This window comes from Shinella sp. M27, from assembly GCF_049199905.1.
GTDB lineage: Bacteria > Pseudomonadota > Alphaproteobacteria > Rhizobiales > Rhizobiaceae > Shinella.
The window spans coordinates 6,032-30,988 of record NZ_JBLZPK010000070.1 but is presented as its reverse complement, the minus strand read 5'-3'; the positions used below and the strand labels follow the sequence as shown (position 1 = coordinate 30,988).

Below are 24,957 nucleotides of genomic sequence, written 5' to 3'. Positions count from 1 at the left end.
CATGACGCCGCTTGCTCCAAGAACTCCTGATTGCAGGCGGTAGACCCATGACCACTCCTTCCTCCGCGCAGCCTTCGGGCGTCGAACGCTACCTTGTCGGCGTCGATGTCGGCACGGGCAGCACCAGAGCCGGCCTCTTCGATCTTTCCGGCCGCATGCTGGCCTCGGGAAAACGCGATATTTCGCTGTTTCGCGAACCGGGTGCGATGGTCGAGCAATCGAGCACGGAAATCTGGGCAGCCGTCTGCGCCTCGGTGCGCGAGGCGGTCGAGAAGGCGGGTGTCGCACCGGAAGCGGTCGCTGGTATCGGCTTCGATGCGACCTGCTCGCTGGTCGTGCTCGGGGAAGGGGGCAAGCCGCTCCCGGTCGGTCCTTCGGAAGACCCGGAACGTGACATCATCGTCTGGATGGATCACCGCGCGGTCGATCAGGTCGAGCGCATCAATGCCGGTGGATACGACGTGCTGCGTTATGTGGGCGGCATCATCTCGCCGGAGATGGAAACGCCGAAACTGCTCTGGCTGAAGGAAAACCGTCCCAAGGTCTTCGATGCTGCCTGGCAGTTCTTCGATCTCGCCGATTTCCTGACCTGGCGTGCGACGGGTAACCTTGCCCGCTCGACCTGCACGGTCACCTGCAAATGGACCTATCTCGCCCATGAAAAGCGCTGGGACCCCACCTATTTCCACGGTATCGGCCTTGGCGTTCTCGCCGATGAGGATTTCGCCCGCATCGGCCAGCACGTCGTGGAGCCCGGCACGCCGCTCGGTCGCGGCCTGACCGGGACGGCGGCTGCCGAGCTCGGCCTTGTCGCGGGCATTCCGGTCGGAGCCGGCATGATCGATGCCCATGCGGGTGGCATCGGCACGGTCGGTGTGGATGGCCCACCGGAAAACAATCTCGGTTATGTCTTCGGCACGTCCTCCTGCACCATGACCTCGACCCACGAGCCGGTCTTCGTGCCGGGCGTCTGGGGGCCGTATTTCTCCGCCATGGTGCCGGGTATGTGGCTCAACGAGGGCGGCCAGTCGGCGGCGGGAGCGGCCATCGCGCAATTGCTTTCGTTCCACCCGGCGGCGGGTGAGGCCGAGGCATTGGCAAAATCGCGCGGGCTTTCCCTGCCGGTGCTGCTGGCGGAGCTGGCTGCGGAGAAGGTTGATACGCTCTCCGACGTCGCCAAGCTGGCGGATGGCCTGCATGTCGTGCCGGAATTTCTCGGCAACCGCGCACCCTTCGCCGATCCCCATGCCCGTGCCGCCATCGTCGGCCTCGGCATGGAGCGCGATCTCGACAATCTCGTCGCGCTCTATATCGCCGGCCTCTGCGGCATCGGCTATGGCCTGCGCCAGATCATCGACGCGCAGGCCGCGGCCGGCGCACCGGTCGACAAGATCGTCATCAGCGGCGGCGCCGGCCAGCTCGATCTCGTGCGGCAGCTTCTGGCGGATGCCACCGGCAAGCCGCTGCTCGCCACGCGGGCGGAAGAACCGGTGCTTCTCGGCGCCGCCATTCTCGGCAGCGTTGCCGGCGGTGCCTTCCCGGATGTGCGGGATGCCATGGCCGCCCTTTCGGCCGTCGACCGCACCTACCATCCGGCCGGCGCGGAAACCAAGGCTCTGCACGCCAGGCGCTACGACGCCTTCCGGCGATTGCAGGATCTAGCGCGGGATATCCGCTAAACGCTGACGAGCAGCGCGACGGGCTCGCCGGAGAGCACGTCCGCAAGCGGCATCGCGCCGCCGAGCGTAATCGTACGGCCATCGAGCACTGACCGTACCGTTCGCCCTTCGAAACCGATGGGGATGAGCAGCGAAATATCCTGCATCGCCTCGTCGTGCAGCCGCAGGCTGTCATGCGCCGTCTTGCCGAAGGCGAGCCGCGGCACGACCGTGATCGCAAAGGCTTCCGGCGTGCCGCGCAGAAAGGCGAGGGCCTGACGGCCGCCATCGGAAAAGTCCAGAGGAAGATAAGGTCCGTCGAACGGTCGGGGCGTCTCGTTGCGCGCGGCAAGCACCGTTGCGGTGAGCCATTGTTTGTAGTCGGCGAAGGTTTCGCGACTTGGGCGCACCCTTTCGTGAACCGCCAGCGAGGCTACATCCAGCAGCGGCCGGTTGTCCGGATCGACCAGGGAAAAGTCGCCGCGTTCGCTGCCCTGATAGAGATCGGGAATACCCGGCGCCGTCAGCTTGATCAGCGTCTGCGACAGCGAATTCAAAAGCCCCGCATCGATGAACGGCGACAGCGTTTCCGCAAAGTCGTCCAGAAAGGCCTCGTGAAGCAGGATATCGTCGACGAAACTTGCGGCCTTCTGTTCATAGTCGGAATCCGGCCGGTTCCAGTTCGTGCCGATCTTGGCCTCGCGCAGTGCCTTCTCCATGTAAGCGGTCATGCGCTTGCCGAGGTCCGCGCGGCCTGATAGCGGCCAGATTCCGGCAAGTGCCTGATAGATCAGCCACTCGACATCCGGCTCCGGCACCGTCCTTCCCTGGTGCGTGCGGCGGAAACGGCCGTTAAGGCCGGTCCAGTGCGCCACGGCAGCGATCCATCGCTCGGGGGCTTCGCTGAGCGTGTAGAGGCGCGCCCGCGCGTCCTCGCCGCGTTTCGTGTCATGTGTCGATGTTGCCGAGAGACCGTGCGGCATGGTTTCCAGCCGTGCCTGCATGGCGGCGTGGAACGCGGCTGGACCGCCCGCCGGTTCGCCGGGATTGCCGCCGACCTCGTTGGCCGCGATGAACGCGTTTTCGCGATAGAAAAGCGTGTCCTCCAGCGCCTTGGCCATGATCGGGCCGCTCAACTGCTGGAAGCGGCTGCGGAACTCGGCGCAGGACGCGTAGGCACCGGCGACGCAGTCGTCGACAAGGATCTCCCAGATGAAATCGATCGTTTCTCGAGCCTCCGGCCGGGCGCGTTCCTGGGCGGCCTGACGCGCGGCTGCAAGAAGCTGGCGATCATGCTCCGTCACCCCGGCCGGCGTGATATAGGTGCGATAGACGGGTAGCGCGATGATGATCGCACGGATCGCCTCGGTCAGCGCACTGCGCGAAAAGTCGGCTTGGGAACGGTCGGCAATGCCCTTCGCCAGCGCGGCCAGGCGATGCATTTCGCCCTCGAAATTCTCGGTCAGCATCTGCTGCTTGCTGGCTTTCGCCTCTTCGGCGTAGCCGTTGCGATGCTCCTCGTTTTTCAGGGGCAGGAAAGCCGCCGCGAGCCGTCCGCCTTCCTGTTCGTCGACAAGGACATCGGCAAGCGCGGCGATGAATTCGTAGCCCGTCGCCCCCGCCACCGGCCAGTCCGGAGCGAACGGCTCGTGTTTCTCGAGGATCTTTTCCACGACGATATAGACGTCAGGCCCGACGGCTGCACGCAGGCGCTCCAGATAACCCGCAGGGTCGGCAAGCCCGTCGACATGGTCGATGCGCAGGCCATCGACGATGCCGTCGCGGACGAGATCGAGCGTCAGCCGGTGGCTGTCGTCGAAGACGGCGGGGTCCTCGACGCGCAGGCCCGCGAGGCCGGCGATCTCAAAGAAGCGGCGATAGCTGAGATGCCGGCTCGCCGTCTTCCAGTCCGTCAGTTTCCAGGGTTGCGCTGCGTGGATAGCCGTGATCCGGTCGGGTAGCGCCGAGAGGGCGCCGAGATGGTTTTCCAGCGCGCTGCGGGCGGCGGGATCGAAGAGCACGGCAGAGAGAGCCTTATTGCCCTGCGGATCTGTTGATGGATGCGAAAGCGGAACGGTGATGCCCGCTTCCTGCAAAAGTGTCTGACAGGCCTGGGGATGCAGCGGATAAAAAGTGTCGTGATAGGCAAGCGCGATCGCATCGTGCTGCGGCTCGATGGCAAGCCGGATCGTATCGTCGGCGAGCTCCTCGGCAAACCCCTTGGCCAGAAAGGGCAGCGTCAGCCTTTGTGACCAGTCGATATCGAAATGACGGGCGAAAACGCTTTCGGCGCCCCAGGCAACGATGCTGCGCCACCAGGGGTTTTCGAGGCTCGCCGCCATATGGTTCGGCACGATGTCGAGAATGAGGCCCATATCCTGGCGGTGGAGTGCATCCGCCAGTTCGCGTAGGCCCTCGAGGCCGCCGAGCACGGGATCGATCTCGTTTGGATCCGTGACGTCATAACCGTGCGTCGAGCCGCTGACGGCGGTCATCAGGGGGGAGGCATAGAGATGGCTTATCCCCAATCGCTTGAGATAGGGAACCAGCTGACGCGCCCGTGCGAAGTCCATGCCATTGCGGAACTGCAGGCGGTAGGTAGAGCGGGGAGATGTCATAAAGCCCAGAAGATGCGAGTAAAGCCCGCCCTACAACGCAGATCCACCCGCTTTGTTCCAAAAATTCTTTCAGCCCTGGGGACCGCGCTTTTGCGATCACCGTTCCCACTGGCGCGCGCCGCGCCCGATGTGACAAGGTATAGGCAGCAGGGAGAGGACGCATCCATGGGCAATCATCTTTTCGACGCGATCCGGGCGATCGCAAAGCCGCAAGCCGTTTTCATCGAGACGGCCGATGGCCGGCGATGGACCTATGGCGACATGATCGCGCTTTCCGGCCGGCTGGCGGGCACGCTTCGCACGCTCGGCGTGCGGCCGGGCGATCGTGTCGCGGTGCAGGTGGAAAAGAGCCCGGAGGCGCTGATGCTCTATCTCGCCTGCGTCAGGGCGGGCGCGGTCTATCTGCCGCTGAACACCGCCTACACGCTGGCGGAACTCGATTATTTCATCGGCGACGCCGAACCGGCGCTCGTGGTCGTAGGGCCGAAAACGCGCGAGGGTGTCGAGGCGATCGCCAAGGCCCATGGCAGCCGCGTCGAGACGCTCGATGCCGCCGGCCACGGGAGTCTCACCGAGCGGGCAGCGGACGAGAGCCCTGAATTCGCCGATGTCGAGCGCGGGCCGGATGATCTGGCGGCGATCCTCTACACATCGGGCACGACCGGCCGCTCCAAGGGCGCGATGCTGACGCATGACAACCTGCTTTCGAATGCGCTGACGTTGCGCGACTATTGGCGTTTCAGCAGCGAAGACCGGCTGATCCATGCCCTGCCGATCTTTCACACGCACGGTCTCTTCGTCGCGTCGAACGTCACGCTGCTATCAGGCGCGTCGATGTATCTACTGCCGAAGTTCGATGCCGACGAAGCCTTGAAGCTGATGGACACGGCGACGGTCATGATGGGCGTGCCGACCTTCTATGTCCGGCTCGTGCAGCATGCCGGCCTGACCCGCGAGGCGACCGCGAAGATGCGCCTCTTCGTTTCCGGTTCCGCGCCGCTTCTGGCGGAAACCCATCGGGCCTTTTCGGAAAAGACCGGCCATGCCCTGCTCGAACGCTACGGCATGACCGAGACGAATATGAATACATCAAACCCCTATGACGGCGACCGCATCGCCGGCACGGTGGGCTTCCCGCTGCCCGGCGTTTCGCTGCGGGTCAGCGATCCGGAGAGCGGCGCGCCGGTGCCGGATGGCGAGACGGGTATGATCGAGGTCAAGGGGCCGAACGTTTTCAAGGGCTACTGGCGCATGCCGGAAAAGACGGCGGCGGAGTTTCGCGCCGACGGTTTCTTCATCACCGGCGATCTCGGCAAGATCGACGCGCGCGGTTATGTGCACATCGTCGGCCGCGGCAAGGACCTCGTCATCTCGGGCGGCTACAACATCTATCCGAAGGAAGTGGAGAGCGAGATCGATGCCATGCCCGGTGTCATCGAGAGCGCGGTCATCGGCGTGCCGCACCCGGATTTCGGCGAGGGCGTGACGGCGGTGGTGGTGCTTTCGAAGGATGCCGCGCTCGATGAAAAGGCGGTGCTGGATGGCCTGAAGGACCGGCTGGCGCGCTACAAGCAGCCCAAACGCGTGCTCTTCGTCGATGACCTGCCGCGCAACACGATGGGCAAGGTACAGAAGAACGTGCTGCGCCAGACCTACGAGGATCTCTACAAGGCCTGATCGTAGGCGAAATGCCGCCGCAGGATGTCGAGCACCTCGGTTGCAAGCTCGCCGACGATGCCGCTTCGCTCCCACGAGTAGAGCGAGGCGACGACGGGCGGCTCCGGTGCGAAATCGGCAAGCGGCTTGATCCGCCATCCCTTGGCGGCATCGACCGGCAGCAGGGAGAGGCCGAGCCCGGCTTCGATGGCCATCAGCACGTTGCGCAGGCTGGCGGAGGTGAAGGCGACGTACCAGCGCCGCCGCTCCCGTTCCAGCCGCTCGAACATCGCGTCGCGATAGAGGCCGCCGGGCGGAAAGGTGACGAGCGGAACGGGATCGGGAAGATCGCTAGCCGCGTCCATGGCCGTGTACCAGGCGATGGGTTCGGCGAAGCTCGCCCAGGCGTCGGCGTTCGGCGTGTCCTCCTTCAGCACCACGATGTCGAGTTCGCCGGCGCGGTAGCGTCGCGTCAGGTCCGAGCGCAGGCCGGTGGTGACGTCGAGCCGAGCCTCCTTGTGGCGCTTGGTGAAGCCGGCGAAGACGCGGGCCATTTCGGGGGTCGCGATATCGTCGGGCATGCCGATGCGCACCGAGGTCGTGCCGGATGTCTCGGCCACCAGCGTCAGCGCTTCGCTCTGGAGCGTGAGGATGCGCCTTGCATGGCCGAGCAGGCGCTCGCCCGTCACCGTCAGGCGCACGGGGCGGGCGGCGCGATCGACGAGGTCGCGGCCGATCGCCTCTTCGAGGCGAGCGATCTGCTGGCTCATCGTCGACTGGGTCATGTGCAGGCGGTCGGCGGCGGCCGTGAAGCTGCCGGCATCGGCGACCGCCACAAAGGCCCGGAGCAGGCGCGGATCGAGCACGATTCCTCCATTGAGAATCGGAATGATGGGTATCTAAACATGTAATTTGCGCATGATTCAAGCGAATGGTAGCGATAGCGGGAGGGTGGCGCGATTCCGCGAGCCGCCCGGCATCAGCAGAAAGTCGAACCATGGCAGATACCACGCAACCGCGTTCGGCACGCGATTGGGCAATGCTCGGGCTGGTCGTCCTGGTCGCTCTCAACCTCCGGCCCTTCATTGCCGCGCCTGCCCCCATTCTCAACGAGATCGTGGCGGATACCGGCCTCGGACTTGGCGGGCTGTCGCTCCTGACGCTGCTGCCGATGTTCCTGATGGGTGTCGGTGCCTTCATCGCACCGGGGTTGCAGCTGCGCATCGGCACGCGACGGGGCCTGCTCGCAGCACTCGCCATTCTTCTTGCCGGCTCGGCGCTCCGTTTCTATGCCGGCAGCGGTGTTGCGCTGATTGCGACGGCCGGGCTCTGCGGCATCGGCGTTGCCTTCATCCAGGCTGCCTTTCCCGGCATCATCAAGGCGCGCTTTCCGACAAGCGTACCCGTCGTGACCGGGCTCTATTCCGCGATGATCATGGCGGGCGGCGCGTTCGGCGCGCGGCTGATGCCGGTTCTCACCCATGCTGGCTATTCCTGGCGCATGGCGCTTGCCTGGCTGGCCGTTCCGGTCGCCATCGCGCTTGCCGCGGCCTGGAGCATCCTCTCCGACACCAAGGCGAGCCGCCCGGACGGCACGCTGACGCGCAGGCTTTTGGCGCGGCCGCGCACCTGGGTGCTGATGGCTGCCTTCGGCCTCGTCAATGCCGGTTATTCCTCGATGATCGCCTGGCTGGCGCCCTACTATCAGGCGCAGGGCTGGACGAGCGCCGACAGCAGCGGTCTCGTCGCGGTGATGGCCGCCTGCCAAGCGGTCGCGGCCCTCAGTCTGCCGACGCTGGCGCGCGGCAATATCGACCGCCGCCGCTGGTTGTGGCTGACCATCGCCTTCCAGCTTATTGGTTTCTTCGGACTGGCCAACCTGCCGGGCGCTGCACCCGCGGTCTGGGCGGGGCTTTGCGGCGCCGGTCTCGGCGGCAGCTTCTCGCTCGCGATCGTCACCGCGCTCGATCATCTGCCGCGCCCCGAACAGGCGGGTGCGCTCGCGGCGCTCATGCAGGGCGGCGGGTTCCTCATCGCGGCGCTCGGCCCCTATGCGGTCGCCCTGCTGCATGACGGGACGGGCGGCTTCGCCGCAGGCTGGATGCTGCATTTCGGCTGCGTGCTGGTGACGGCGCTGCTCTATCTGCGCTTCGACCCGCGCCGCTATCCGGTGGCGATGCCCTCCACCGGCTGAACGCAAAAGCCCGCGCCGGTGACGACGCGGGCTCCAAGGGAACTGCTAACGTTTAGCGACGGCCGCCGAACGGCTTCAGCGCCGCATGGCGGTTGACGTCCTTGTAGAGCAGGTAGCGGAACGGACCGGGGCCGCCGGCATAGCAGGCCTGCGGGCAGAAAGCGCGCAGCCACATGAAGTCGCCGGCTTCCACTTCCACCCAGTCCTGATTGAGGCGATAGACCGCCTTGCCCTGCAGCACATAGAGGCCGTGTTCCATCACGTGGGTTTCGGCGAAGGGAATGACGGCACCCGGCATCAGCGTGACGATGGTCACATGCATGTCGTGGCGCAGGTCGTTCGGATCGATGAAGCGGGTCGTTGCCCAGCCGCCATTCGTGCCGGGCATTTCCGACGGCTTGATGTCCTTTTCGTTGAGGATCAGCGGCTCGGGATGCGGCAGGCCCTCGACGGCCTCATAGGACTTGCGGATCCAGTGGAAGCGCGCGTGCGCCCCCGAGCGGTTGCGCAGCGACCATTTCAGGCCCGGCGGCAGGAAGGCGTAGCCACCCGGTTCCAGCGTGTGCGTGCCGGTCGGGATCGTCAGTTCCACCGTGCCGTCGACGACGAACAGCACGCCCTCGGCATCCGGATCCTGTTCCGGATTGTCGCTGCCGCCACCCGGCGCCACTTCCATGACATATTGCGAGAAGGTCTCGGCGAAGCCGGAGAGCGGGCGGGCGATGACCCAGAGCCGCGTGTTGTCCCAGAAGGGCAGGAAGCTGGTGACGATGTCCTGCATCACGCCCTTGGGCAGTACCGCATAGGCCTCGGTGAAGACGGCGCGGCCGGTCAGGAGGTCGCTCTGCGGCGGATGGCCACCTAGGGAGGAATAGTAGCTTCGTTGCATCGTCTCAGGCCCTTTTTGCTGTGAGTGTTTCCGATTTTTATGAACGCGGCTTTGTTCGCCGCGCCGTTTTTGGGGAGCGTTACTTAGCCCCAGCCTTTTCGAGAAGCGCGACGATCTCGCTATAGCCGCGCCCGCGCGCATGCTTGAGCGGCGTCACGCCGTCATTGTCCGCAAGGTTCACATTCGCGCCGGCCTTGATCAGCAGGTCGACGATCTCGACATGCCGCCGGCCGCCGTCGCCGAGGATGACGGCCTCAAGAAGCGCCGTCCAGCCGAGCCGGTTGACATGGTCCACATTCACGCCGGCCTTGATGAGGCTATCGACCGTCTCGACATGGCCGCGCTCGGCGGCGGGAATGAGCGCGGTGCCGCCGTAACGGTTGATGCTCCTGAGATCGGCACCGTGGGAAAGTGTCAGTTTCAGGATCTCCAGATGGCCGCGCGCGCCGGCATAGAGATAGGGGCTGTCCTCGATGCGGTCCTTGGCGTTGACGTCAGCCCCGGCCTCGATCAGCGCGCGGGCGGCATCCACATTGTTGGCGTGGGTAGCGACGAGAAGGGCGGTGGCGCCGCTGCCGTCGCGCGCGTCGATATCGGCACCTTTGCCGAGCAGAGCCTCGATTGCGGCCACATCATTGGCGCCAGCCGCCTTGTGCAATTGAAGGTCCATGGCATCACCGGCGGCAAGAAGGGAAGAGGAGAGGGCTGCGAGGAAGAGCCAGGCCGACAGCAGGGAGAATTTCAGCATGCGCCATCCCATGGGGTTGTGCCGGCAAAATTAACAGGCGCTCGCGCCATTTGAAAATTAAATGTGTAAATCCCTATCATGCAGAAGATGGAATTTGCCGATGATCGCCGCGCTCGCTCGATATCTACTCCAGAAGGCCGGTAGCCAGTTTTCCGGCAAGTGCTCTATAAGCAGGAAACACCGGGGACACGGAAAGGGCTGATCCATGCAGACGGAACAGGGGCTGTTGCGCATTTCGATTGCGGTCACCATCGTGCTGGCCGGCGTCGGCATCCTGTTCGGCATTCTCTCGGGCTCCTTCGCCATCGTTTTCGACGGCGTCTATGCGCTGACGGATGCGGTCATGACCGTGGTCGCCCTGCTGGTCTCCAATCTCATCGCCGCCTCGGCTTCCGGCAGCGGGCGTTTCGTCAAGCATTTCACCATGGGCTTCTGGCATCTGGAGCCGATGGTGCTCGGCTTGAACGGCATCATGCTGACGGGCGCTGCCATCTACGCCCTGATCAACGCCATCGGCTCCATCATGGATGGCGGCCGGCCGCTCGATTTCGACCAGGCCATCATCTATGCCGTGCTCACCATCATCGTCACCGTCGTCATGGCAATCATCGGCACGCGGGCGAACCGCACCATCCAGTCGGATTTCGTGGCGCTCGACGCCAAGGCCTGGATCATGTCGGCGGGGCTGACCAGCGCGCTGCTCGTCGCCTTCGTCATCGGCTATTTCATCCAGGGCACCGAGCACGAATGGCTGTCGCCCTATATCGACCCGGTGGCGCTTGCGCTCGTCTGCCTCGTCATCATTCCCATTCCAGCCGGCACGATCCGCCAGGCGCTGGCCGATATCCTGCTCGTCACGCCCTCGGACCTGAAGGGCCATGTCGATGCGGTCGCGAAGGCCATCGTCGAAAAATATGGTTTCCTGTCGTACCGCGCTTACGTCGCCCGTGTCGGCCGTGGCCGGCAGATCGAACTCTACTTCATCGTGCCGGAAAATTTTCCCGCGCAGAAACTGCAGGATTGGGACCGGATCCGCGATGAAATCGGCCTCGCAATCGGCGACGAAGGCCCGGATCGCTGGCTGACCATCGCCTTCACGACCGATCCGGAATGGGCGGACTAATCATTCCTTTATGGAATGCTTGGTATTGTGACTATCTATTTGTGTAATGCATGACCATGGCCGATCTTCCCCTCAGCCAACCAAGGGGAACGACATGCTCAAAAGCCTTCTATCCTTCGCCATGGCCGCCGGCCTTGCTCTCTCCGTTCTCGCGACGCCTTATGCGGCGAGCGCCGACGACCTGGAAACCATCAAGGCCGCCGGTGAATTCAAGTTCGCCAACAGCGGCGCTTACCCGCCCTTCAGCTTCGTCGATGACAGCAACCAGACCGTCGGCTTCGACGTCGATATCGGCAACGAGATCGCCAAGCGTCTCGGCGTGAAGGGCACCGGCCTCAGCACCGCCTGGGATGGCATCATCGCGGGCCTGCTCGCCGGCAAATACGATTCGGTCATCGGCAGCATGACCATCACGCCCGAGCGTGAAAAGGCCGTCGATTTCGTCGGCCCCTATTACAAGTCCGGCCGCGGCGTCTTCGTGCTGGATGGCTCTGAGGTCAAGTCGATCGACGACCTCAAGGACAAGACCATCGGTGTGACGCTCGGCGAAACCCACGAGAAGTGGGCCCGCGAGCGCGGCGGCTGGGAAATCCGCACCTACAAGGGCCTGCCGGAACTCTTCCTGGAACTGAAGGCCGGGCGTATCCACGCGATGATCGTCGATGCCGTTCCGGTGTCGATCGCCATCAAGGAAACCGGCGAGAAGTTCACCAAGCTCGACGTGCCGGAATTCGCCGGCACCGAGGACAAGATCGGCATCGCCATCCGCAAGGGCAATCCCGAACTGAAGGCCGCCATGCAGAAGGCGCTCGACGACATGATGGCCGACGGCACCTATGAGGCCATCGCCATGAAGTGGATCGGCTCGGACATCCGCTGATCGTTTTCGCATCCTGAGACGGCTGGCCGGCGGGAAAACCCGCCGACGGCCTGACCGACTGCCGAGGATCCGGGAATGGACATCGCTCTCATCGGCCGCATCATCCCTGTCTTCGTCCAGGCGGCCTGGACGACCGTTCAGATTTCGCTGCTCTCGCTGGCCCTCGGCCTTGCCGTGGCGGCGCTGATCGCGGGCCTGCGGCTTTCGCATCTCTCGATGTTGCGCTTCATCGGGGCTGCTTATGTCAGCGTCTTCCGCGGCACGCCAGCACTTCTCCAGATATTCCTGCTCTATTTTGGTGGGCCACAGCTCGGCATCCAGCTTGAGCCCTTCGCGGCGGGCGCCATCGCGCTCGGCCTCAACATCGCGGCTTACATGGCGGAATCGATCCGGGGCGGCGTGCTGTCGGTCGATCGTGGGCAGATGGAGGCGGCGCGCTCGCTCGGCTTCGGCGAGGGCCAGTCGATGCGCTGGATCGTGCTGCCGCAGGCCGCCAAGCTGATGATCCGTCCGCTCGGCGTCAATGCCGTGGCGCTGGTCAAGGGCACGGCGCTCGTCGCCACCATCTCGGTGGTGGAGCTCACCTATACGGCGCAGCGCTTCATCGGCTCCACCTACAAACCCTTCGAGATCTTCGCGGTGACGGCAGTGCTCTACATGATCATGGTCTATGGCTTGACGCTCGTCATCGACTGGCTCGACCGCGCCTATGCCGAGGAGGCGTAAGCCATGCAGGGTCTCGATTTCAGCATCGTACCGGAATACCTGCCGCTGATCGGCAAGGGCCTGTGGTGGACGGTCGTCATTTCGGTCGTCTCCGCCCTTTTCAGCATCGTCGCCGGCATGGGCTTTGCCCTCATCGTGCTCTATGCGTCGCCCGTGGTGCGCTATCCCGTGCGCCTCTTCATGTGGCTCTTCATGGGCACGCCGCTGCTCCTGCAGCTGTTCCTGATCTATTTCGGCCTCGTGCAGATCGGCATCGATATTCCCGCCCTCTGGTCCGGCATCATCGGCCTCAGCCTGCACTTCGCCGTCTACAATGCCGACATCTTTCGCGCCGGCATTGCCTCGCTGGATAAGGGGCAGACGGAGGCGGCGCGCTCGCTCGGCTTCGGCGCCTGGCAGACGCGGCTCTATATCGTCGTGCCGCAGGCGCTACGCAACACGGTGCCGGCCGTCGGCAACATGATGATCGCGCTGCTCAAGGAAAGCTCGATCGTCTCGATGATCGGCATCGCAGAGCTCGTTCACAGCGCCCAGCTCGTCATCAGCGAGACTTACCGGCCCTTCGAATTCTACCTGACGGCTGCTGCCCTCTATTACGTCCTCAATCTCATTCTCGAAGCGGTCCTCCGGGGGATCGAACGGAAAGTGGAGCTTTCGCGATGACCGATGTCCGTCCGATGATCGAGGTGCGCGGCGCGCGCAAATTCTTCGGGCCGCTGGAGGTGCTGAAGGGCATCGATTTCAGCGTGGCGCGCGGCCAGATCGTCGCCGTGATCGGCCCGAGCGGTTCGGGCAAGAGCACGCTGCTGCGCTCGATCAACCATCTTGAGACGCTGGATGGCGGCGAGGTGTGGCTGGATGGCGTGCAGGTCAACCAGACACTCGCCCGCCGGGCCTTCGAAAAGCACATCAACAGCGTGCGTCAACAGATGGGCATGGTGTTCCAGCATTTTAACCTCTTTCCGCATCTGAGCGTGGCGGAAAACATCGCCATCGCGCCGATGAAGCTGAAGGGCATGGCAAAAGCGGATGCCCGAGCGCTTGCGCTGAAGATGCTCGACAAGGTCGGTCTTGCCGACAAGATCGACGCCTTCCCGGCCCGCCTTTCCGGCGGGCAGAAGCAGCGTGTTGCCATTGCCCGGGCACTCGCCATGCAACCGAAGGTCATGCTGTTCGACGAGGCGACGTCGGCGCTCGATCCGGAACTGGTGGACGAGGTGAACCTCGTCATGAAGCAGCTTGCGGCCGAGCACATGACCATGGTGATCGTCACCCACGAAATGCGCTTTGCCGCCGAAGTCGCCGACCGGGTGATCTTCATGGCGGATGGCGCGGTCGTCGAGGAGGGCAAGCCCGACGATCTCTTCCGAAATCCGGTGCAGGAACGCACCCGCAGCTTCCTCAAGAAGTTCCTCAACGGCTAGACTGTCTCCGGCCGCTGCATTCTTATCTTTTTCAATGGATCGATCATGAGCCAGCAATCGACTGCGCCCGGTGAACGCCCGGCATCGCACCTCTTCTACCAGTCCCGCATGCGCCGGCCGCTCGCCGACCGCGCCGAGGGCATCTATATCTGGGACGAGCATGGCCGGAAGGTCATCGATGGCTCCAGCGGCGCCATGGTCGTCAATATCGGCCATTCCAACCGCAATGTGCTCGACGCCATGAAGCGGCAGATGGACAAGGCGACCTTCGCCTATCGCCTGCATTTCGAAAACCAGCCGGCGGAAGACCTCGCCCGCCGGCTCGCCGGCCATATGCCGGAGGGGCTTGACCGTGTGTTCTTCGTTTCCGGCGGTTCGGAGGCGGTGGAATCCTGCCTGAAGCTCGCCCGGCAATGGGCGCGCGCCACCGATCAGCCGGAGCGCTGGAAGGTCATCTCGCGCTTCCCCTCCTATCACGGCTCGACGCTCGGCGCGCTCGCCGTCACCGGCTACGACGCGCTGAAAAAGCCGTTCCTACCGATGCTGCGCGACATGCCGCACATCAAGGCCCCGACCGCCTATCTCGACCGCGACAATTTTTCGATGGAAGAGCGGGGCGTGCGCTATGCCGACATGCTGGAGGAGAAAATCCTGGAAGAGGGGGCCGAAAGCGTGCTCGCCTTCATCATGGAGCCGATCGGTGGCGCGTCCACCGGCGCGCTGGTCGCGCCCGACAGCTACTATCCGCGCATCCGTGAGATCTGCGACAAATACGGCATCCTGCTGATCCATGACGAGGTGATGAGCGGGGCGGGCCGCACCGGCCGCTATCTCGGCGGCGATCACTGGAACTGCCGGCCTGACATCATCGCCCTTTCCAAGGGCCTCGGCGCCGGCTATTGCCCGCTCGGCGCAATGATCGCCCATTCCAAACTGGTCAAGCCGGTGCTCGACCGCGGTGGCTTCGCGCATGGCTATACCTATGCCGGCAACCCGCTCGCCTGCGCCGCCGGTCTGGCCGTGCTTGACGAGATCGAGCGGCAGGATCTGCTCGGCAACGCCACCCGCATCGGCGACCTGATGAAGGCCGAGCTTGAGGGGCTGGCGGAGCGTTATCCCTTCATCGGCGACGTGCGCGGCAAGGGCCTGTTGCTCGCCGCGGAATTCGTCTCCGACCGCGAGACCATGGCGCCGTTGCCGAAGGCGCTCGACGCACACCAGCGCGTCGTCGACATCGCCTATGAGCGCGGCCTGATCATCTATTCCCGCCGCACGCGCGGTGGTGTCGAGGGGGACCATTTCCTCGTCTGCCCGCCGATGATCACGACGGAAGAACAGGTCGGCGAGATCGTGACGATCCTCGACGCGACGCTGACGCAGCTTGCCGGCGAGCTGTCGCTGTCGGTGCGAAAGTAAGAGGCGGGCCATGAAATCGAAAAAGGTCATCATCACCTGCGCCGTCACTGGCTCGGTGCACACGCCCAGCATGTCGCCGCATCTGCCCTACAAGCCGGAAGACATTGCCGCGCAGGCCATCGAGGCGGCCGAGGCCGGGGCGTCCATCCTGCATCTGCATGCCCGCGACCCGGAAAACGGCCGACCGACGGCCGACCCTAAGGTCTTCATGCGCTTCCTGCCCGTCATCAAGCAGGCGAGCGATGCGGTGATCAACATCACCACCGGCGGCTCCTCCTTGATGACGTTGGAGGACAGGACGGCGGCGGCGCTGGCGGCCGAGCCGGAAATGTGCTCGCTCAACATGGGCTCGATGAATTTCGGACTCTACCCGATGCTGGACCGCCCGCGCGAATGGCAGCACGCCTGGGAGCCGGAGCTTCTGGAGGCGACGCGCAACACGATCTTCCGCAACACGTTCGGTGACATCGAGACGATCCTGAAGCGCCTCGGCGAGGGCTGCGGCACGCGCTTCGAATTCGAATGCTACGATGTCGGGCATCTCTATACGCTCGCGCATTTCCGCGATCGTGGCCTGATACCGGGCACGCCTTTCATCCAGTTCGTGCTCGGCATCCTCGGCGGCATCGGCGCCGATCCCGAGAACCTCATGCATATGAAACGCATCGCCGACAAGCTGTTCGGCGACGACTATCGTTTCTCGGTGCTGGCCGCCGGCCGCAAGCAGACGCCGATGATCACCATGGCGGCGACCCTGGGCGGCAGCGTGCGCGTCGGGCTGGAGGACAGCCTGTTCGACGGCCGCGAGCTTGCGACCTCCAACGCCGCGCAGGTGCGCCGTATCCGCGCGATCCTCGAAGGTCTGTCGCTTGAGGTCGCGACGCCCGACGAGGCGCGCGCTATGCTTGGCCTCAAGGGCGGCGATCGCGTCGCATTCTGAGGAGACACCATGCAGGACGAAATCCGGATAAGGCCCGCTGCCGTCGATGATGCCGAGACCATTCACGCGGCTTTGCGCGTGATGGCCGAGGACATGAAGGCGGGGCCGAAATTCGTCTCGACGGTCGAAAATATCAGGCATCACGGCTTTGGCGCCACGCCGGCCTTCGAGGTGCTGATCGCGGAAGCGGGCGGCGTTTTCGCCGGCCTCTGCCTCACCTTCCCGAGCTTTTCGACCTGGATGGGCACGCCCGGTATCTATGTGCAGGACCTCTTCGTCACTGACGCCTTTCGTGGCCGGCGCATCGGCGAGCGCCTTCTGCACGCCGTCGCAAGGCGCGGCCGGGAGAAGGGGGCACGCTATCTGCGGCTCTCCGTCGATGTGAAAAATCCCAGGGCGCAGGCCTTCTACGACCGGATCGGCATCCGCCATTCCCGTGGCGAGCTGATCCACATGATCAAGGGCGCGGATTTCGACGCCTTCGCCGGTGAGGAGAAGACATGAAAACCTTTTTTGCCGAGGAACAGAAGCGCCACAATCCGAGCTTCTTCCTGTCGAGCGGCGCGCCGCAGCCGAACCCGGAGCAGCCGGAGCGCGTGGAGCGCTTGCTCTCCGGTGCCAGGGCGGCGGGCACGGAGATTCTGCGGCCGAAAGACTATGGTCTCGGCCCGGTCTCCGCCGTGCATACACCGGAATATCTCGATTTCCTGCGCCGCATCTACGAGCGCTGGCAGCGCATCGAGGGTGCCTCCTCAGAAGTCATCCCGAACATCCACCCGCTCGTCCGCACCGGCAGCTATCCGGCCTCCGCCGTCGGGCAGGCCGGCTACCATATGGCCGATACGTCCTGCCCGATCTCCGAACACACTTGGGAAAGCGCCTGCTGGAGCGCCTCCACCGCCGTCTCTGCGGCCGAAGCTGTCATGGCCGGCGATGCCTGGTCCTACGCCCTCTGCCGCCCGCCGGGCCACCACGCCTTCCGCGATGTTGCCGGCGGTTTCTGCTTCTTCAACAATTCCGGCATCGCCGCGCAACATCTGCTGCAACAGGCTAAACGCGTCGCGATCCTCGATGTGGACCTTCATCACGGCAATGGCACACAGGGCATGTTTTACGAGCGCGCCGACGTGCTGACCGTGTCGATCCATGCCGACCCGGTGCGCTTCTATCCGTTCTTCTGGGGCCATGCGGATGAGCGCGGCGAGGGACTTGGCCTCGGCTACAATCTCAACCTGCCGCTCGCCCGCAAATCCGGCGACGCCGTCTATCTCGAAGCGCTCGCCGCCGCCATCCGCCGCGTGGAGGCGTTTTCGCCGGATGCGCTCGTCGTGGCGCTCGGCCTCGATGCCTTCGAGAAGGATCCGTTCGGCGGTCTCGCTGTTTCGACGTCCGGTTTTGCCCGTATCGCCGAGGCGATCGCCAAGCTCCGCCTTCCTGCTGTCATCGTGCAGGAGGGCGGTTATCTCTGCGACGAACTCGGCGACAACCTGACGGCCTTCCTCACCGGTTTCGGTGCGACGGCTTAAAGGTAGGTCCGTTGCTCGAAGGGAATGGTCGCAATCGCCTGGCGCAGTTCCGCCAAAAGCAGGTTTTCCGCCCGGCTGCGGCGGGCCGCGCCGTCATAGACGACATGCACGTCGATGACGGGTGTGTTCTCATAGGGCGGCAGGCGCCAGAGGCGGCCGGCGCGCACGTCCTCTTCCACGACATGGATCGGCAGCGGCCCGAAGCCGAAACCGGCGATGATCAGCCGCTTGACCTCCTCGAGGTTCGAGGAGGTGCCGACGGTCTGGCCCTCGAAACCCTCCTGCTGGCGCAGCAGCGCCACCGGCCAGAGCGCGCCGGACATCTGGTCCGTCTTGAAGGAGACATAGGGCTCCTGCCGCAGGGCCGAGATCGGCAGGTCCTTCACGCCGAACAGCGCATGCCGTCTGCCGCAGAAGTAGCCGAAGGTTTCGCGGAACAGCACGTCGTATTCCAGCCGCGGATGGCGCTCCTGCATCAGGCAGATGCCGAAGCAGACGTCGCGGTTCAGCACCGCTGCCACCACATCATTGCTGGAGGCGACGGAAAGCGACAGCGTGACCTGCGGAAAGGCGCGGTGGTAGGCGGCCAGCGCCTCGTCGAGGATCGGGCAGACGACATGGCTCGCAAGCGCGATCTCGATATGCCCCGTCAGGTCGCCGGGTTGTTCTTCCATTTGCTGCGGCAGGCCGGAGACGATGTCGAACAGCGCGACGCATTCGCTGTAGAGCCGCTGGCCGGCCGGCGTTACGGCGAAATGCGAGGCGTTGCGCTCGATCAGCCGGCTGTCCATGTGGGTTTCGAGCCGCTTCAGCGCATTGCTGACCGTCGGCTGCTTCAACGAAAGCTTTTCGCCCGCCGCCGTCAGCCCGCGCTCCTGCACGATCACCATGAAGGTCCGCAGCAGGTTCCAGTCGATTTCCCAGACGAAACGCCGTCTTTGCCGTGCCATGCGTATCATTCCCCAAAACTATGCTCTCGGGAAAAGCTATTGCATGGTGCGATCCGGCATCAAAGTCCCGTGACGGACAAAGGAGGTTTGCCGTGCCGCTTCTGACCTATCAGGGTGTGGTCTATCCCGCGCAATGCGACGCGATGGGGCATATGAACGTGCAATACTACATCGCCGCCTTCGATCAGTCGCTCTGGCACCTGATGGCGGCGGTCGGCTATTCCGCGGATTGGATCAAGGATCGCAGGGAAGGCTGGGCGGATCGCCGCTACGAGATCGATTTCCGGCAGGAGTTGCCGGTCGGCAGCCTGTTCGAAATCCAGTCTTCTGTGGTCAAGGTGGGGCGCACATCGCTCACCACAAGGCACACGCTGACGAACAAGGCGGATGGGGCGCTCTGCGCGGAACTCCTCGCCGTCTCGGTCTATTTCGATCTTGCCGCGCGGCAGTCCCTACCTTTGCCGGCCGCAATCGTCGCTGCAGCCGGCAATCTCGTCGAGCCTTCCTAGAGGCCGGCGGCCGCGATGGCGGCGTCGAGGCGTTCGCGGGCCTTCTTCGGCAGCTTGCCGGTCTTGACCGCGTCGAGGTTGGCCGGCGCATCGCCGACGATCACCACGCCGACCATACCCATGCCGACATGCGGCGTGCACTTCACGCCATAGGCACCGGGCTTGTCGAAGGTGACCTTATAGGTCTCGTTCATCTTGCTCTTGAAGGCTTCCGCGCCCTCCGGAATGAAGTCCTTGATCGTCTCGACATTGTGGCCCTTGTCGGTGGGGATGAAGGTGACGGTATCGCCGGGGGCGACCTTCACGAAGGCGGGTTCGAACACCATGGCGCCCTCGGCACCCTTGTTGAGCATGTGCACTTCAAAATCTGCCGCACCGGCGGGAAGGGCGAGCGCGAAAAGGACTGCTGCTGCGCCGACGATGCTCTTTACCATGATACGCACTGGAATTCTCCCTGCTGACGAACGTCAATCGTTCATGCGCAAGAGATAGGCCCGCGAGGGGCCGCCTTCTTTGACTTTGGTCAAACAAGCCGGCGATGCGGCGTGGCGAGCTGTCGCACGCGTCAGCGGATGCGGGCGCCTGTGCTGTCGAAGAGGAACGACTTCGCAGCGGAGAGGCCGACGGTCAGCCGGTCGCGGCTATCGGCCCCACGGGACCCTTCATGCTCGACGATGATGCGCTCCTCCGGCGAGACATTGGCATAGACATAGCTGGTATTGCCGAGATGCTCGGCCACGTCGACATCGAGCACCAGATCCGCATCGCCGTTTCCGGCCGGCAGGAAATGCTCAGGCCGCACGCCGAGGCTGACCGCGTCACCGGGTTTTGCGGTGGCCGATTGGATGGGAAGGCTGAGTTTGACCTCGGGCTGGTTTACCAGAGATACCGTGACATATCCGGCGTCGGCCGCGACCACGCGGGCCTTCAAAAAGTTCATGCGCGGCGAGCCGATGAAGCCGGCGACGAACGTGTTGTCGGGATCGTCGTAGAGATCGAGCGGCGCACCCACCTGCTCGACGATGCCGGCGCGCAGCACGACGATCTTGTCGGCGAGCGTCATCGCCTCGACCTGGTCGTGGGTCACGTAGATGATGGTCGATTTCAGCGTCTTGTGCAGCTTGGCGATCTCGACGCGCATGTGGACGCGCAGCTCCGCGTCGAGGTTCGACAACGGCTCGTCGAAGAGGAAGACATCGGGATTGCGCACGATGGCGCGGCCGATGGCGACGCGCTGGCGCTGGCCGCCGGAAAGCGCCTTGGGCTTGCGCTCCATCAGCGGCCCAAGTTCGAGGATGCGGGCGGCGTCGTTGACGCGCCGCTCGATCTCCTCTTTCGCCATGCCTGCGAATTTCAGCGCGAAGCCCATGTTCTCGCGCACCGTCATATGCGGATAGAGCGCATAGGACTGGAAGACCATGGCGATGCCGCGCTTCGACGGATCGACATCATTCATGACCGTGCCGCCGATCGTCAGTTCCCCGGACGAAATATCCTCCAGGCCGGCGATCATGCGCAGCAGCGTCGATTTTCCGCAGCCCGAGGGACCGACGAAGACGACGAACTCGCCTGTTTCGATCGAGAGGTCGACGCCCTTGATGATCTCAAGGGAGCCGAAACGCTTGCGAATGTCGGTAAGGCGAACATCGGCCATGGGCTAAACCTCAGCTGACGGTGAAGGTGATGGACTGGGGCAGCAGGCGGCGTGTCGAGACGGTCAGGTAGAGCTTGGCCTTCTCGTCGCCTGCCTCCACCCAGAAGCCGGTCGCGCCGCCCTTCAGTGTGTGCTCGCTCGGGCCGATGATACGGCCGGGGCCGGAGAGCACGAGCGATACTGGTTCCTCGAAATAGGGCAGCAGATTGCCGCACTGGTCGAGCACGCGCACGACGACGCGCACCGCATCCTTCTCACCGGCGCGCAGCGCCGTATCGTCGGCCACGACTTCGAGCGTTGTCGGCACCGGATCGGCCGGCAGCGTCATGGTGGTCACCGCCTTGCCGTCGATATAGCCGGTGAAGGTGCCTTCGCGCCAGACGCGGCCCCAGGTGCCGAATTCCTCCGGCGTGACGGAGCGCAAATCGAGCACGACGGGCGGATGTGCCAGATGCGGATAGTTCTCCTTGTCCGGATAGACGCGCTTGGCCGGCCATTCGCCGAACTTCACCTCGACATAGTCGCAGTTGGTGAGAATGATCAGCGGCAACACGCCGCCGATATTACGTTCACCACGCGCCCAGAAGGTCACGGGCTGCATCACGACCTTGTCCTTGGGATCGCCTTGCGAGGCATAGGCATAAGCGGCGAATTTCGGGATGCGGTACATGTCGAGAACGCCGTGATAGCAGACGCGGTCGCCGGAGCCGAAATCCTTGTGCGTGTTGTAGTCGAACATGCACCAGCCGGTGGAGCCGGAAATGTCGCTGTCGCCGGCGACAGCGTTGAGGATCAGGAGATGGCGGGTGACGTGCTCGGCCTGGCGCTGCTCCTGATCGAAGCGCTTGGTCGGGTACATGTGGCCGTTATATTCGGTGATCATATAGGGGATCGGCTTGGTGATTCCAGTCGTCTCCACCCGGTCGCGCAGCACGACGCGGCCGCGGTTGTTGCCGGGCATTTCTTCCTGGCCCAGGATGAAGTCGTTCATCGTATAGACGTCTTCTAGCATCTCGGAATTGGTGATGAAGCGCACGCCGCCGGTCTGGCGCGTCGGGTCGAGTTCGCGGGCGAGGCGGTTCGTCTCTGCGTAGAAGGCGTGGTTGTCCTGGCTTTCGTTGATGCGCACGCCCCAGATGATGATCGAGGGATGGTTCCAATCGCGCTCGATCATGCGGCGGACATTGGCAATGGATTCCTGCTGCCAAGCCTCGCCGCCGATATGCTGCCAGCCGGGGATTTCCTCGAAGCAGAGCAGGCCGATCTCGTCGCAGCGCTCGATGAACCATTTCGACTGCGGATAGTGCGAGGTGCGCACGATGTTGCAGGCGAGGTCGTGTTTCAGGATGTCGGCATCCTTCTCCTGCGCGCGCCGGCCCATGGCATAGCCGGTATGCGGCCAGGCCTGATGTCGGTTGAGGCCGCGCAGCTTCAGCCGCCGGCCGTTGAGCAGGAACCCGTCCGGCGTGAACTGTGCGGTGCGGAAACCGAAGCGCTGCGTCAGCACATCCTCGCCGTGGGCGGTGGTGAGCTTTAGTGACAAGGCGTAGAGGGCCGGGTTGTCGATATCCCAGAGCTCGATGCCGGTGAGGCCCGAGAAGGTCAGCGTGGCCTCGTTGCCGTCGATGGCAACCGAGGTGGCGGCGACATCGCCACCGCCCTTGCGGCGGATTTTGGCGTCCAGCGTGCCGGAAATGGCAAGGCCCTGCGGATTGGCGAGGAAGACGCGGGCGGTGACGGTCTTGGCGTCCGCCAGCGCATCCGGCGTCTCGATCTTCACATTGGCGATGGAGACGGGGCTTGCCACCTTGAGCCACACGTCGCGATAGATGCCGGCATAGCAGAGATAGTCGATCTGGCCGCCGAAGGGTGGGATCTCCGGGTTTTCGGACCCATCGATCTTCACGGTGATGAGGTTTTCACCCTGCTTCAGATGCGGCGTCAGCCGTGCCGTGAAGGGCGTGTATCCGTCCTTGTGAGCGATGATTTCGCGGCCGTTCAGATAGACCACGCTGTCGGCCATGGCGGCGTCGAAGACCAGCGAGACTTCCCGGCCCTCGAAATCCGGGCGCCAGTCCAGCACCTTCTGGTAGGTGAAGGGCTTCTGGTATTCCGTCTCGTCGAAATAGTTATAGGGCAGCTCGACGGCGCTGTGCGGCAGGCGCACGGTCTCGCCCTCCTGCACCACGCCCACGCGGGCGGCGTCGAAACCGTGGCGGAAGAGCCAGTTGCCATTGAAGTTTTCGGTAATGCGCATGGGGGTATTCCTATTTGACCGAGCCGAGCATGCCCTGCACGAACTGGCGCTGCATGACGAAGAAGACGAAGAGGGTGGGGAGGGTGGCGAGGATCGTGCCGATCATGACCACGCCGTAATCGGGATAGTAGGCGGAGGCGAGCGATGAGACGACAAGCGTGATCGTCTTGGTCTCGTTCGACTGGAGTACGATGAGCGGCCAGAGATAGTTGTTCCAGTTCGTCATGAAGACGATGACGAAGGCGGCCGCATAGGTGGACCGCATCACCGGCATGTAGATGTAGAAGAAGATCTGCCATTCCTTCAGCCCGTCCACCTTGGCGGCGTCGCGCAGCTCCGTCGGGAAGGCTTTGGTCGACTGGCGGAAGTAGAAGATGATGAAGGCCGACGCGATGGTGGGCAGCATGATCGCGATATGCGTGTTGATGAGCCCGGTCTTCGCCATCATCATGAACAGCGGGATCATCAGCGCGCCGAAGGGGATCATCAGCGTCAAGAGCACCAGCGAGTAAACGCGCTCGCGCGCCTTCGACTTGAACATCTCGAAGCCGTAGCCGGCAAGCGAGGAGACGACAATGGTGAGAACGGTGGCGAGCACCGCGACCTTGGTCGAGTTCCAGAACACCAGTGGCACATCGACCTGCGTGAAGAAGTTCGCCACGTTGGTGGTAAACGCATCACCGAAGCTGGTCTTGCCGCCGATGATGTCGATCGATTTATTCGAGGCGCTGATCAGCATCCAGAAGAACGGGAAGATCGAGAGGAAGGCGGCAAGCCCGAGAAAGGCATATTGCAGCGCCGTGCCCAGGATACGCGAGGTATTCATGACCGGTCCCTCGCGGCATAGAACTGGAGGAAGGAGAACAGCGCCACCATGATGACGATCACATAGGAGATCGTCGCCGCATAGCCGAAGCTCGGCATGAAGCGGAAGGTCAGGTTGTAGATGTAGAGCGAGAGCGTGATGGTCGAATTGGCCGGGCCGCCCTTGCCTTCGGTCAGGTTGTAGACCTCGTCGAACAGCTGGATCGTGCCGATGGTCGAGATGATCGTCGTGAACAGGATCACGGGTTTGAGCATGGGAACGGTGATGTAGAAGAACCGCGCCCAGGCCGGCACGCCGTCGATCCGCGCCGCCTCATAGATCGACTTGTCGATATTCTGGAGGGCCGCGAGATAGAAGATCATGTTATAGCCGGTCCAGCGCCAGGTGATGGCGAGGATGACCAGAACCTTGGCCCAAAAGGGCTCCGTCAGCCAGCCGATCGGCGAGCCGATCAGGCCGATCGCCATCAGCGCCTGGTTCACCACGCCGTCGACGGAGAACATGCTCTTGAACAGCACGGAATAGGCGACGAGCGAGGCGACGCAGGGCAGGAAGATCGCGGTCCGGAAGAAGCCGATGAACTTCAGCCTATCGTTGTTGAGTACGGCCGCCAGCATCAAGGCCAGCAGGATCATGATCGGCACCTGCACCACGAAGAAGGTGACGGTGTTGGTCAGTGCCTGGATGAAGACCGGGTCGTTCCACAGACGGACGACGTTTCCGAAGCCCGCGAACTTCATCATCATGCCCTTGCCGGAGAAGAAGGACAGATAGAGTGAGCGGAAGATCGGATAGACGAGGAAGACGCCGATCAACAGGACGGACGGGGCGATGAACAGCCAGCCGTTCAGATCGTGATAGCGCTTCAATCCGCCTGTTTTGCCGGAAGCCATGGGACGACCTTGTGTGCAGGAGACAAGGACCGGACCTCCTGCCCTGAGGACAGGGAAGGTCCGGCAGTGG

The 24,957-nt window shown here is 63.7% G+C and carries 23 protein-coding genes; 13 read left to right on the top strand and 10 right to left on the bottom strand.

Features of this window, described 5'->3' with window-relative positions:
* The first annotated feature begins 47 nt into the window (after positions 1–47).
* Positions 48–1,679 carry an FGGY-family carbohydrate kinase gene (locus tag ACOZK4_RS25670; protein ID WP_421594495.1) on the top strand — a complete coding sequence of 544 codons (1,632 nt, stop codon included), beginning with the start codon at positions 48–50 and terminating at the stop codon, positions 1,677–1,679.
* Here ACOZK4_RS25670 and treY read toward each other — a convergent pair.
* Positions 1,676–4,276 (bottom strand): malto-oligosyltrehalose synthase, encoded by a 2,601-nt coding sequence (gene treY, locus ACOZK4_RS25665; protein WP_421594494.1) that lies wholly within the window; start codon positions 4,274–4,276, stop codon positions 1,676–1,678. The two genes, ACOZK4_RS25670 and treY, sit on opposite strands and share 4 nt — an antisense overlap.
* 165 nt (positions 4,277–4,441) lie before the next feature.
* Between treY and ACOZK4_RS25660 the strand changes: the two genes are divergently transcribed.
* A complete protein-coding gene (locus ACOZK4_RS25660) occupies positions 4,442–5,953 on the top strand; it encodes a malonate--CoA ligase (protein WP_421594493.1) in 1,512 nt (503 codons plus the stop codon).
* On the opposite strand, the gene ACOZK4_RS25655 is transcribed toward ACOZK4_RS25660, so the two are convergent.
* Positions 5,941–6,798 (bottom strand): LysR family transcriptional regulator, encoded by an 858-nt coding sequence (locus ACOZK4_RS25655; RefSeq protein ID WP_421594492.1) that lies wholly within the window; start codon positions 6,796–6,798, stop codon positions 5,941–5,943. The two genes, ACOZK4_RS25660 and ACOZK4_RS25655, sit on opposite strands and share 13 nt — an antisense overlap.
* Positions 6,799–6,929: 131 nt before the next feature.
* Between ACOZK4_RS25655 and ACOZK4_RS25650 the strand changes: the two genes are divergently transcribed.
* Positions 6,930–8,126 carry a cyanate transporter gene (locus ACOZK4_RS25650; RefSeq protein WP_421594491.1) on the top strand — a complete coding sequence of 399 codons (1,197 nt, stop codon included), beginning with the start codon at positions 6,930–6,932 and terminating at the stop codon, positions 8,124–8,126.
* A 52-nt stretch (positions 8,127–8,178) separates the two neighbouring features.
* Here the strand turns inward: ACOZK4_RS25650 and ACOZK4_RS25645 are convergent, their stop codons facing one another.
* Positions 8,179–9,015, bottom strand: coding sequence for a bifunctional allantoicase/(S)-ureidoglycine aminohydrolase (locus ACOZK4_RS25645; RefSeq protein ID WP_421594490.1), 837 nt, complete (start codon positions 9,013–9,015; stop codon positions 8,179–8,181).
* Positions 9,016–9,094: 79 nt separating this feature from the next.
* Complete coding sequence (locus tag ACOZK4_RS25640; protein WP_421594515.1) at positions 9,095–9,685, bottom strand: ankyrin repeat domain-containing protein; 591 nt, start codon at positions 9,683–9,685, stop codon at positions 9,095–9,097.
* Positions 9,686–9,968: 283 nt separating this feature from the next.
* Here ACOZK4_RS25640 and ACOZK4_RS25635 point away from each other — a divergent pair, with 283 nt between their 5' ends.
* The 9 genes from ACOZK4_RS25635 to ACOZK4_RS25595 all read left to right on the top strand — a co-directional run bounded on the left by ACOZK4_RS25635 (position 9,969) and on the right by ACOZK4_RS25595 (position 17,798).
* Positions 9,969–10,886, top strand: coding sequence for a cation diffusion facilitator family transporter (locus tag ACOZK4_RS25635; RefSeq protein ID WP_421594489.1), 918 nt, complete (start codon positions 9,969–9,971; stop codon positions 10,884–10,886).
* Between the two features lie 94 nt (positions 10,887–10,980).
* Positions 10,981–11,766: an ABC transporter substrate-binding protein gene (locus tag ACOZK4_RS25630; protein ID WP_421594488.1), complete on the top strand. Its 786-nt coding sequence runs from the start codon at positions 10,981–10,983 to the stop codon at positions 11,764–11,766.
* Positions 11,767–11,841: 75 nt separating this feature from the next.
* Entirely contained in the window at positions 11,842–12,492 is a 651-nt protein-coding gene (locus ACOZK4_RS25625; protein WP_421594487.1) for an amino acid ABC transporter permease, read from the top strand.
* 3 nt (positions 12,493–12,495) lie between these two features.
* Positions 12,496–13,155 (top strand): amino acid ABC transporter permease, encoded by a 660-nt coding sequence (locus tag ACOZK4_RS25620; RefSeq protein ID WP_421594486.1) that lies wholly within the window; start codon positions 12,496–12,498, stop codon positions 13,153–13,155.
* The gene (locus ACOZK4_RS25615) at positions 13,152–13,916 is read left to right on the top strand and encodes an amino acid ABC transporter ATP-binding protein (protein WP_117370222.1); all 765 of its coding nucleotides are present in this window, start codon (positions 13,152–13,154) and stop codon (positions 13,914–13,916) included. Before ACOZK4_RS25620 ends, ACOZK4_RS25615 begins: the two co-directional genes overlap by 4 nt.
* A gap of 45 nt (positions 13,917–13,961) precedes the next feature.
* Entirely contained in the window at positions 13,962–15,332 is a 1,371-nt protein-coding gene (locus ACOZK4_RS25610) for an aspartate aminotransferase family protein (protein WP_421594485.1), read from the top strand.
* Positions 15,333–15,342: 10 nt separating this feature from the next.
* Positions 15,343–16,272, top strand: coding sequence for a 3-keto-5-aminohexanoate cleavage protein (locus ACOZK4_RS25605; protein WP_421594484.1), 930 nt, complete (start codon positions 15,343–15,345; stop codon positions 16,270–16,272).
* Positions 16,273–16,281: 9 nt separating this feature from the next.
* On the top strand, positions 16,282–16,776 hold the full coding sequence (locus ACOZK4_RS25600) for a GNAT family N-acetyltransferase (RefSeq protein WP_421594483.1): 495 nt from the start codon (positions 16,282–16,284) through the stop codon (positions 16,774–16,776).
* Positions 16,773–17,798: a histone deacetylase family protein gene (locus ACOZK4_RS25595; RefSeq protein ID WP_421594482.1), complete on the top strand. Its 1,026-nt coding sequence runs from the start codon at positions 16,773–16,775 to the stop codon at positions 17,796–17,798. The genes ACOZK4_RS25600 and ACOZK4_RS25595 overlap by 4 nt, the downstream gene beginning before the upstream one ends.
* Here the strand turns inward: ACOZK4_RS25595 and ACOZK4_RS25590 are convergent.
* Complete coding sequence (locus ACOZK4_RS25590) at positions 17,795–18,748, bottom strand: LysR family transcriptional regulator (RefSeq protein WP_421594481.1); 954 nt, start codon at positions 18,746–18,748, stop codon at positions 17,795–17,797. The genes ACOZK4_RS25595 and ACOZK4_RS25590 overlap by 4 nt on opposite strands.
* A gap of 92 nt (positions 18,749–18,840) precedes the next feature.
* On the opposite strand from ACOZK4_RS25590, the gene ACOZK4_RS25585 reads away from it, so the two are divergent.
* The gene (locus ACOZK4_RS25585) at positions 18,841–19,257 is read left to right on the top strand and encodes an acyl-CoA thioesterase (protein ID WP_421594480.1); all 417 of its coding nucleotides are present in this window, start codon (positions 18,841–18,843) and stop codon (positions 19,255–19,257) included.
* On the opposite strand, the gene ACOZK4_RS25580 is transcribed toward ACOZK4_RS25585, so the two are convergent.
* The 5 genes from ACOZK4_RS25580 to ACOZK4_RS25560 form a co-directional block, all read right to left on the bottom strand.
* On the bottom strand, positions 19,254–19,691 hold the full coding sequence (locus ACOZK4_RS25580) for a pseudoazurin (protein WP_421594514.1): 438 nt from the start codon (positions 19,689–19,691) through the stop codon (positions 19,254–19,256). The genes ACOZK4_RS25585 and ACOZK4_RS25580 overlap by 4 nt on opposite strands.
* A 131-nt stretch (positions 19,692–19,822) precedes the next feature.
* Complete coding sequence (locus ACOZK4_RS25575; RefSeq protein WP_421594479.1) at positions 19,823–20,911, bottom strand: ABC transporter ATP-binding protein; 1,089 nt, start codon at positions 20,909–20,911, stop codon at positions 19,823–19,825.
* A gap of 10 nt (positions 20,912–20,921) precedes the next feature.
* On the bottom strand, positions 20,922–23,168 hold the full coding sequence (locus ACOZK4_RS25570; RefSeq protein ID WP_421594478.1) for a glycoside hydrolase family 2 protein: 2,247 nt from the start codon (positions 23,166–23,168) through the stop codon (positions 20,922–20,924).
* A gap of 10 nt (positions 23,169–23,178) precedes the next feature.
* Entirely contained in the window at positions 23,179–23,994 is an 816-nt protein-coding gene (locus tag ACOZK4_RS25565; RefSeq protein WP_421594477.1) for a carbohydrate ABC transporter permease, read from the bottom strand.
* Positions 23,991–24,887, bottom strand: a complete 897-nt coding sequence (locus tag ACOZK4_RS25560; protein WP_421594476.1) for a carbohydrate ABC transporter permease — start codon at positions 24,885–24,887, stop codon at positions 23,991–23,993. The genes ACOZK4_RS25565 and ACOZK4_RS25560 overlap by 4 nt, the downstream gene beginning before the upstream one ends.
* Between the last annotated feature and the right edge of the window lie 70 nt (positions 24,888–24,957).

Excerpts from the sequence above, each read along its gene's own strand:
- ACOZK4_RS25670 (WP_421594495.1), top strand. The coding sequence starts at position 48 with ATGACCACTCCTTCCTCCGCGCAGCCTTCGGGCGTCGAACGCTACCTT.
- treY (WP_421594494.1), bottom strand. The coding sequence starts at position 4,276 with ATGACATCTCCCCGCTCTACCTACCGCCTGCAGTTCCGCAATGGCATG.
- ACOZK4_RS25660 (WP_421594493.1), top strand. The coding sequence starts at position 4,442 with ATGGGCAATCATCTTTTCGACGCGATCCGGGCGATCGCAAAGCCGCAA.
- ACOZK4_RS25650 (WP_421594491.1), top strand. The coding sequence starts at position 6,930 with ATGGCAGATACCACGCAACCGCGTTCGGCACGCGATTGGGCAATGCTC.
- ACOZK4_RS25645 (WP_421594490.1), bottom strand. The coding sequence starts at position 9,015 with ATGCAACGAAGCTACTATTCCTCCCTAGGTGGCCATCCGCCGCAGAGC.
- ACOZK4_RS25640 (WP_421594515.1), bottom strand. The coding sequence starts at position 9,685 with ATGGACCTTCAATTGCACAAGGCGGCTGGCGCCAATGATGTGGCCGCA.
- ACOZK4_RS25635 (WP_421594489.1), top strand. The coding sequence starts at position 9,969 with ATGCAGACGGAACAGGGGCTGTTGCGCATTTCGATTGCGGTCACCATC.
- ACOZK4_RS25630 (WP_421594488.1), top strand. The coding sequence starts at position 10,981 with ATGCTCAAAAGCCTTCTATCCTTCGCCATGGCCGCCGGCCTTGCTCTC.
- ACOZK4_RS25625 (WP_421594487.1), top strand. The coding sequence starts at position 11,842 with ATGGACATCGCTCTCATCGGCCGCATCATCCCTGTCTTCGTCCAGGCG.
- ACOZK4_RS25620 (WP_421594486.1), top strand. The coding sequence starts at position 12,496 with ATGCAGGGTCTCGATTTCAGCATCGTACCGGAATACCTGCCGCTGATC.
- ACOZK4_RS25615 (WP_117370222.1), top strand. The coding sequence starts at position 13,152 with ATGACCGATGTCCGTCCGATGATCGAGGTGCGCGGCGCGCGCAAATTC.
- ACOZK4_RS25610 (WP_421594485.1), top strand. The coding sequence starts at position 13,962 with ATGAGCCAGCAATCGACTGCGCCCGGTGAACGCCCGGCATCGCACCTC.
- ACOZK4_RS25605 (WP_421594484.1), top strand. The coding sequence starts at position 15,343 with ATGAAATCGAAAAAGGTCATCATCACCTGCGCCGTCACTGGCTCGGTG.
- ACOZK4_RS25600 (WP_421594483.1), top strand. The coding sequence starts at position 16,282 with ATGCAGGACGAAATCCGGATAAGGCCCGCTGCCGTCGATGATGCCGAG.
- ACOZK4_RS25595 (WP_421594482.1), top strand. The coding sequence starts at position 16,773 with ATGAAAACCTTTTTTGCCGAGGAACAGAAGCGCCACAATCCGAGCTTC.
- ACOZK4_RS25590 (WP_421594481.1), bottom strand. The coding sequence starts at position 18,748 with ATGGCACGGCAAAGACGGCGTTTCGTCTGGGAAATCGACTGGAACCTG.
- ACOZK4_RS25580 (WP_421594514.1), bottom strand. The coding sequence starts at position 19,691 with ATGGTAAAGAGCATCGTCGGCGCAGCAGCAGTCCTTTTCGCGCTCGCC.
- ACOZK4_RS25575 (WP_421594479.1), bottom strand. The coding sequence starts at position 20,911 with ATGGCCGATGTTCGCCTTACCGACATTCGCAAGCGTTTCGGCTCCCTT.
- ACOZK4_RS25570 (WP_421594478.1), bottom strand. The coding sequence starts at position 23,168 with ATGCGCATTACCGAAAACTTCAATGGCAACTGGCTCTTCCGCCACGGT.
- ACOZK4_RS25565 (WP_421594477.1), bottom strand. The coding sequence starts at position 23,994 with ATGAATACCTCGCGTATCCTGGGCACGGCGCTGCAATATGCCTTTCTC.
- ACOZK4_RS25560 (WP_421594476.1), bottom strand. The coding sequence starts at position 24,887 with ATGGCTTCCGGCAAAACAGGCGGATTGAAGCGCTATCACGATCTGAAC.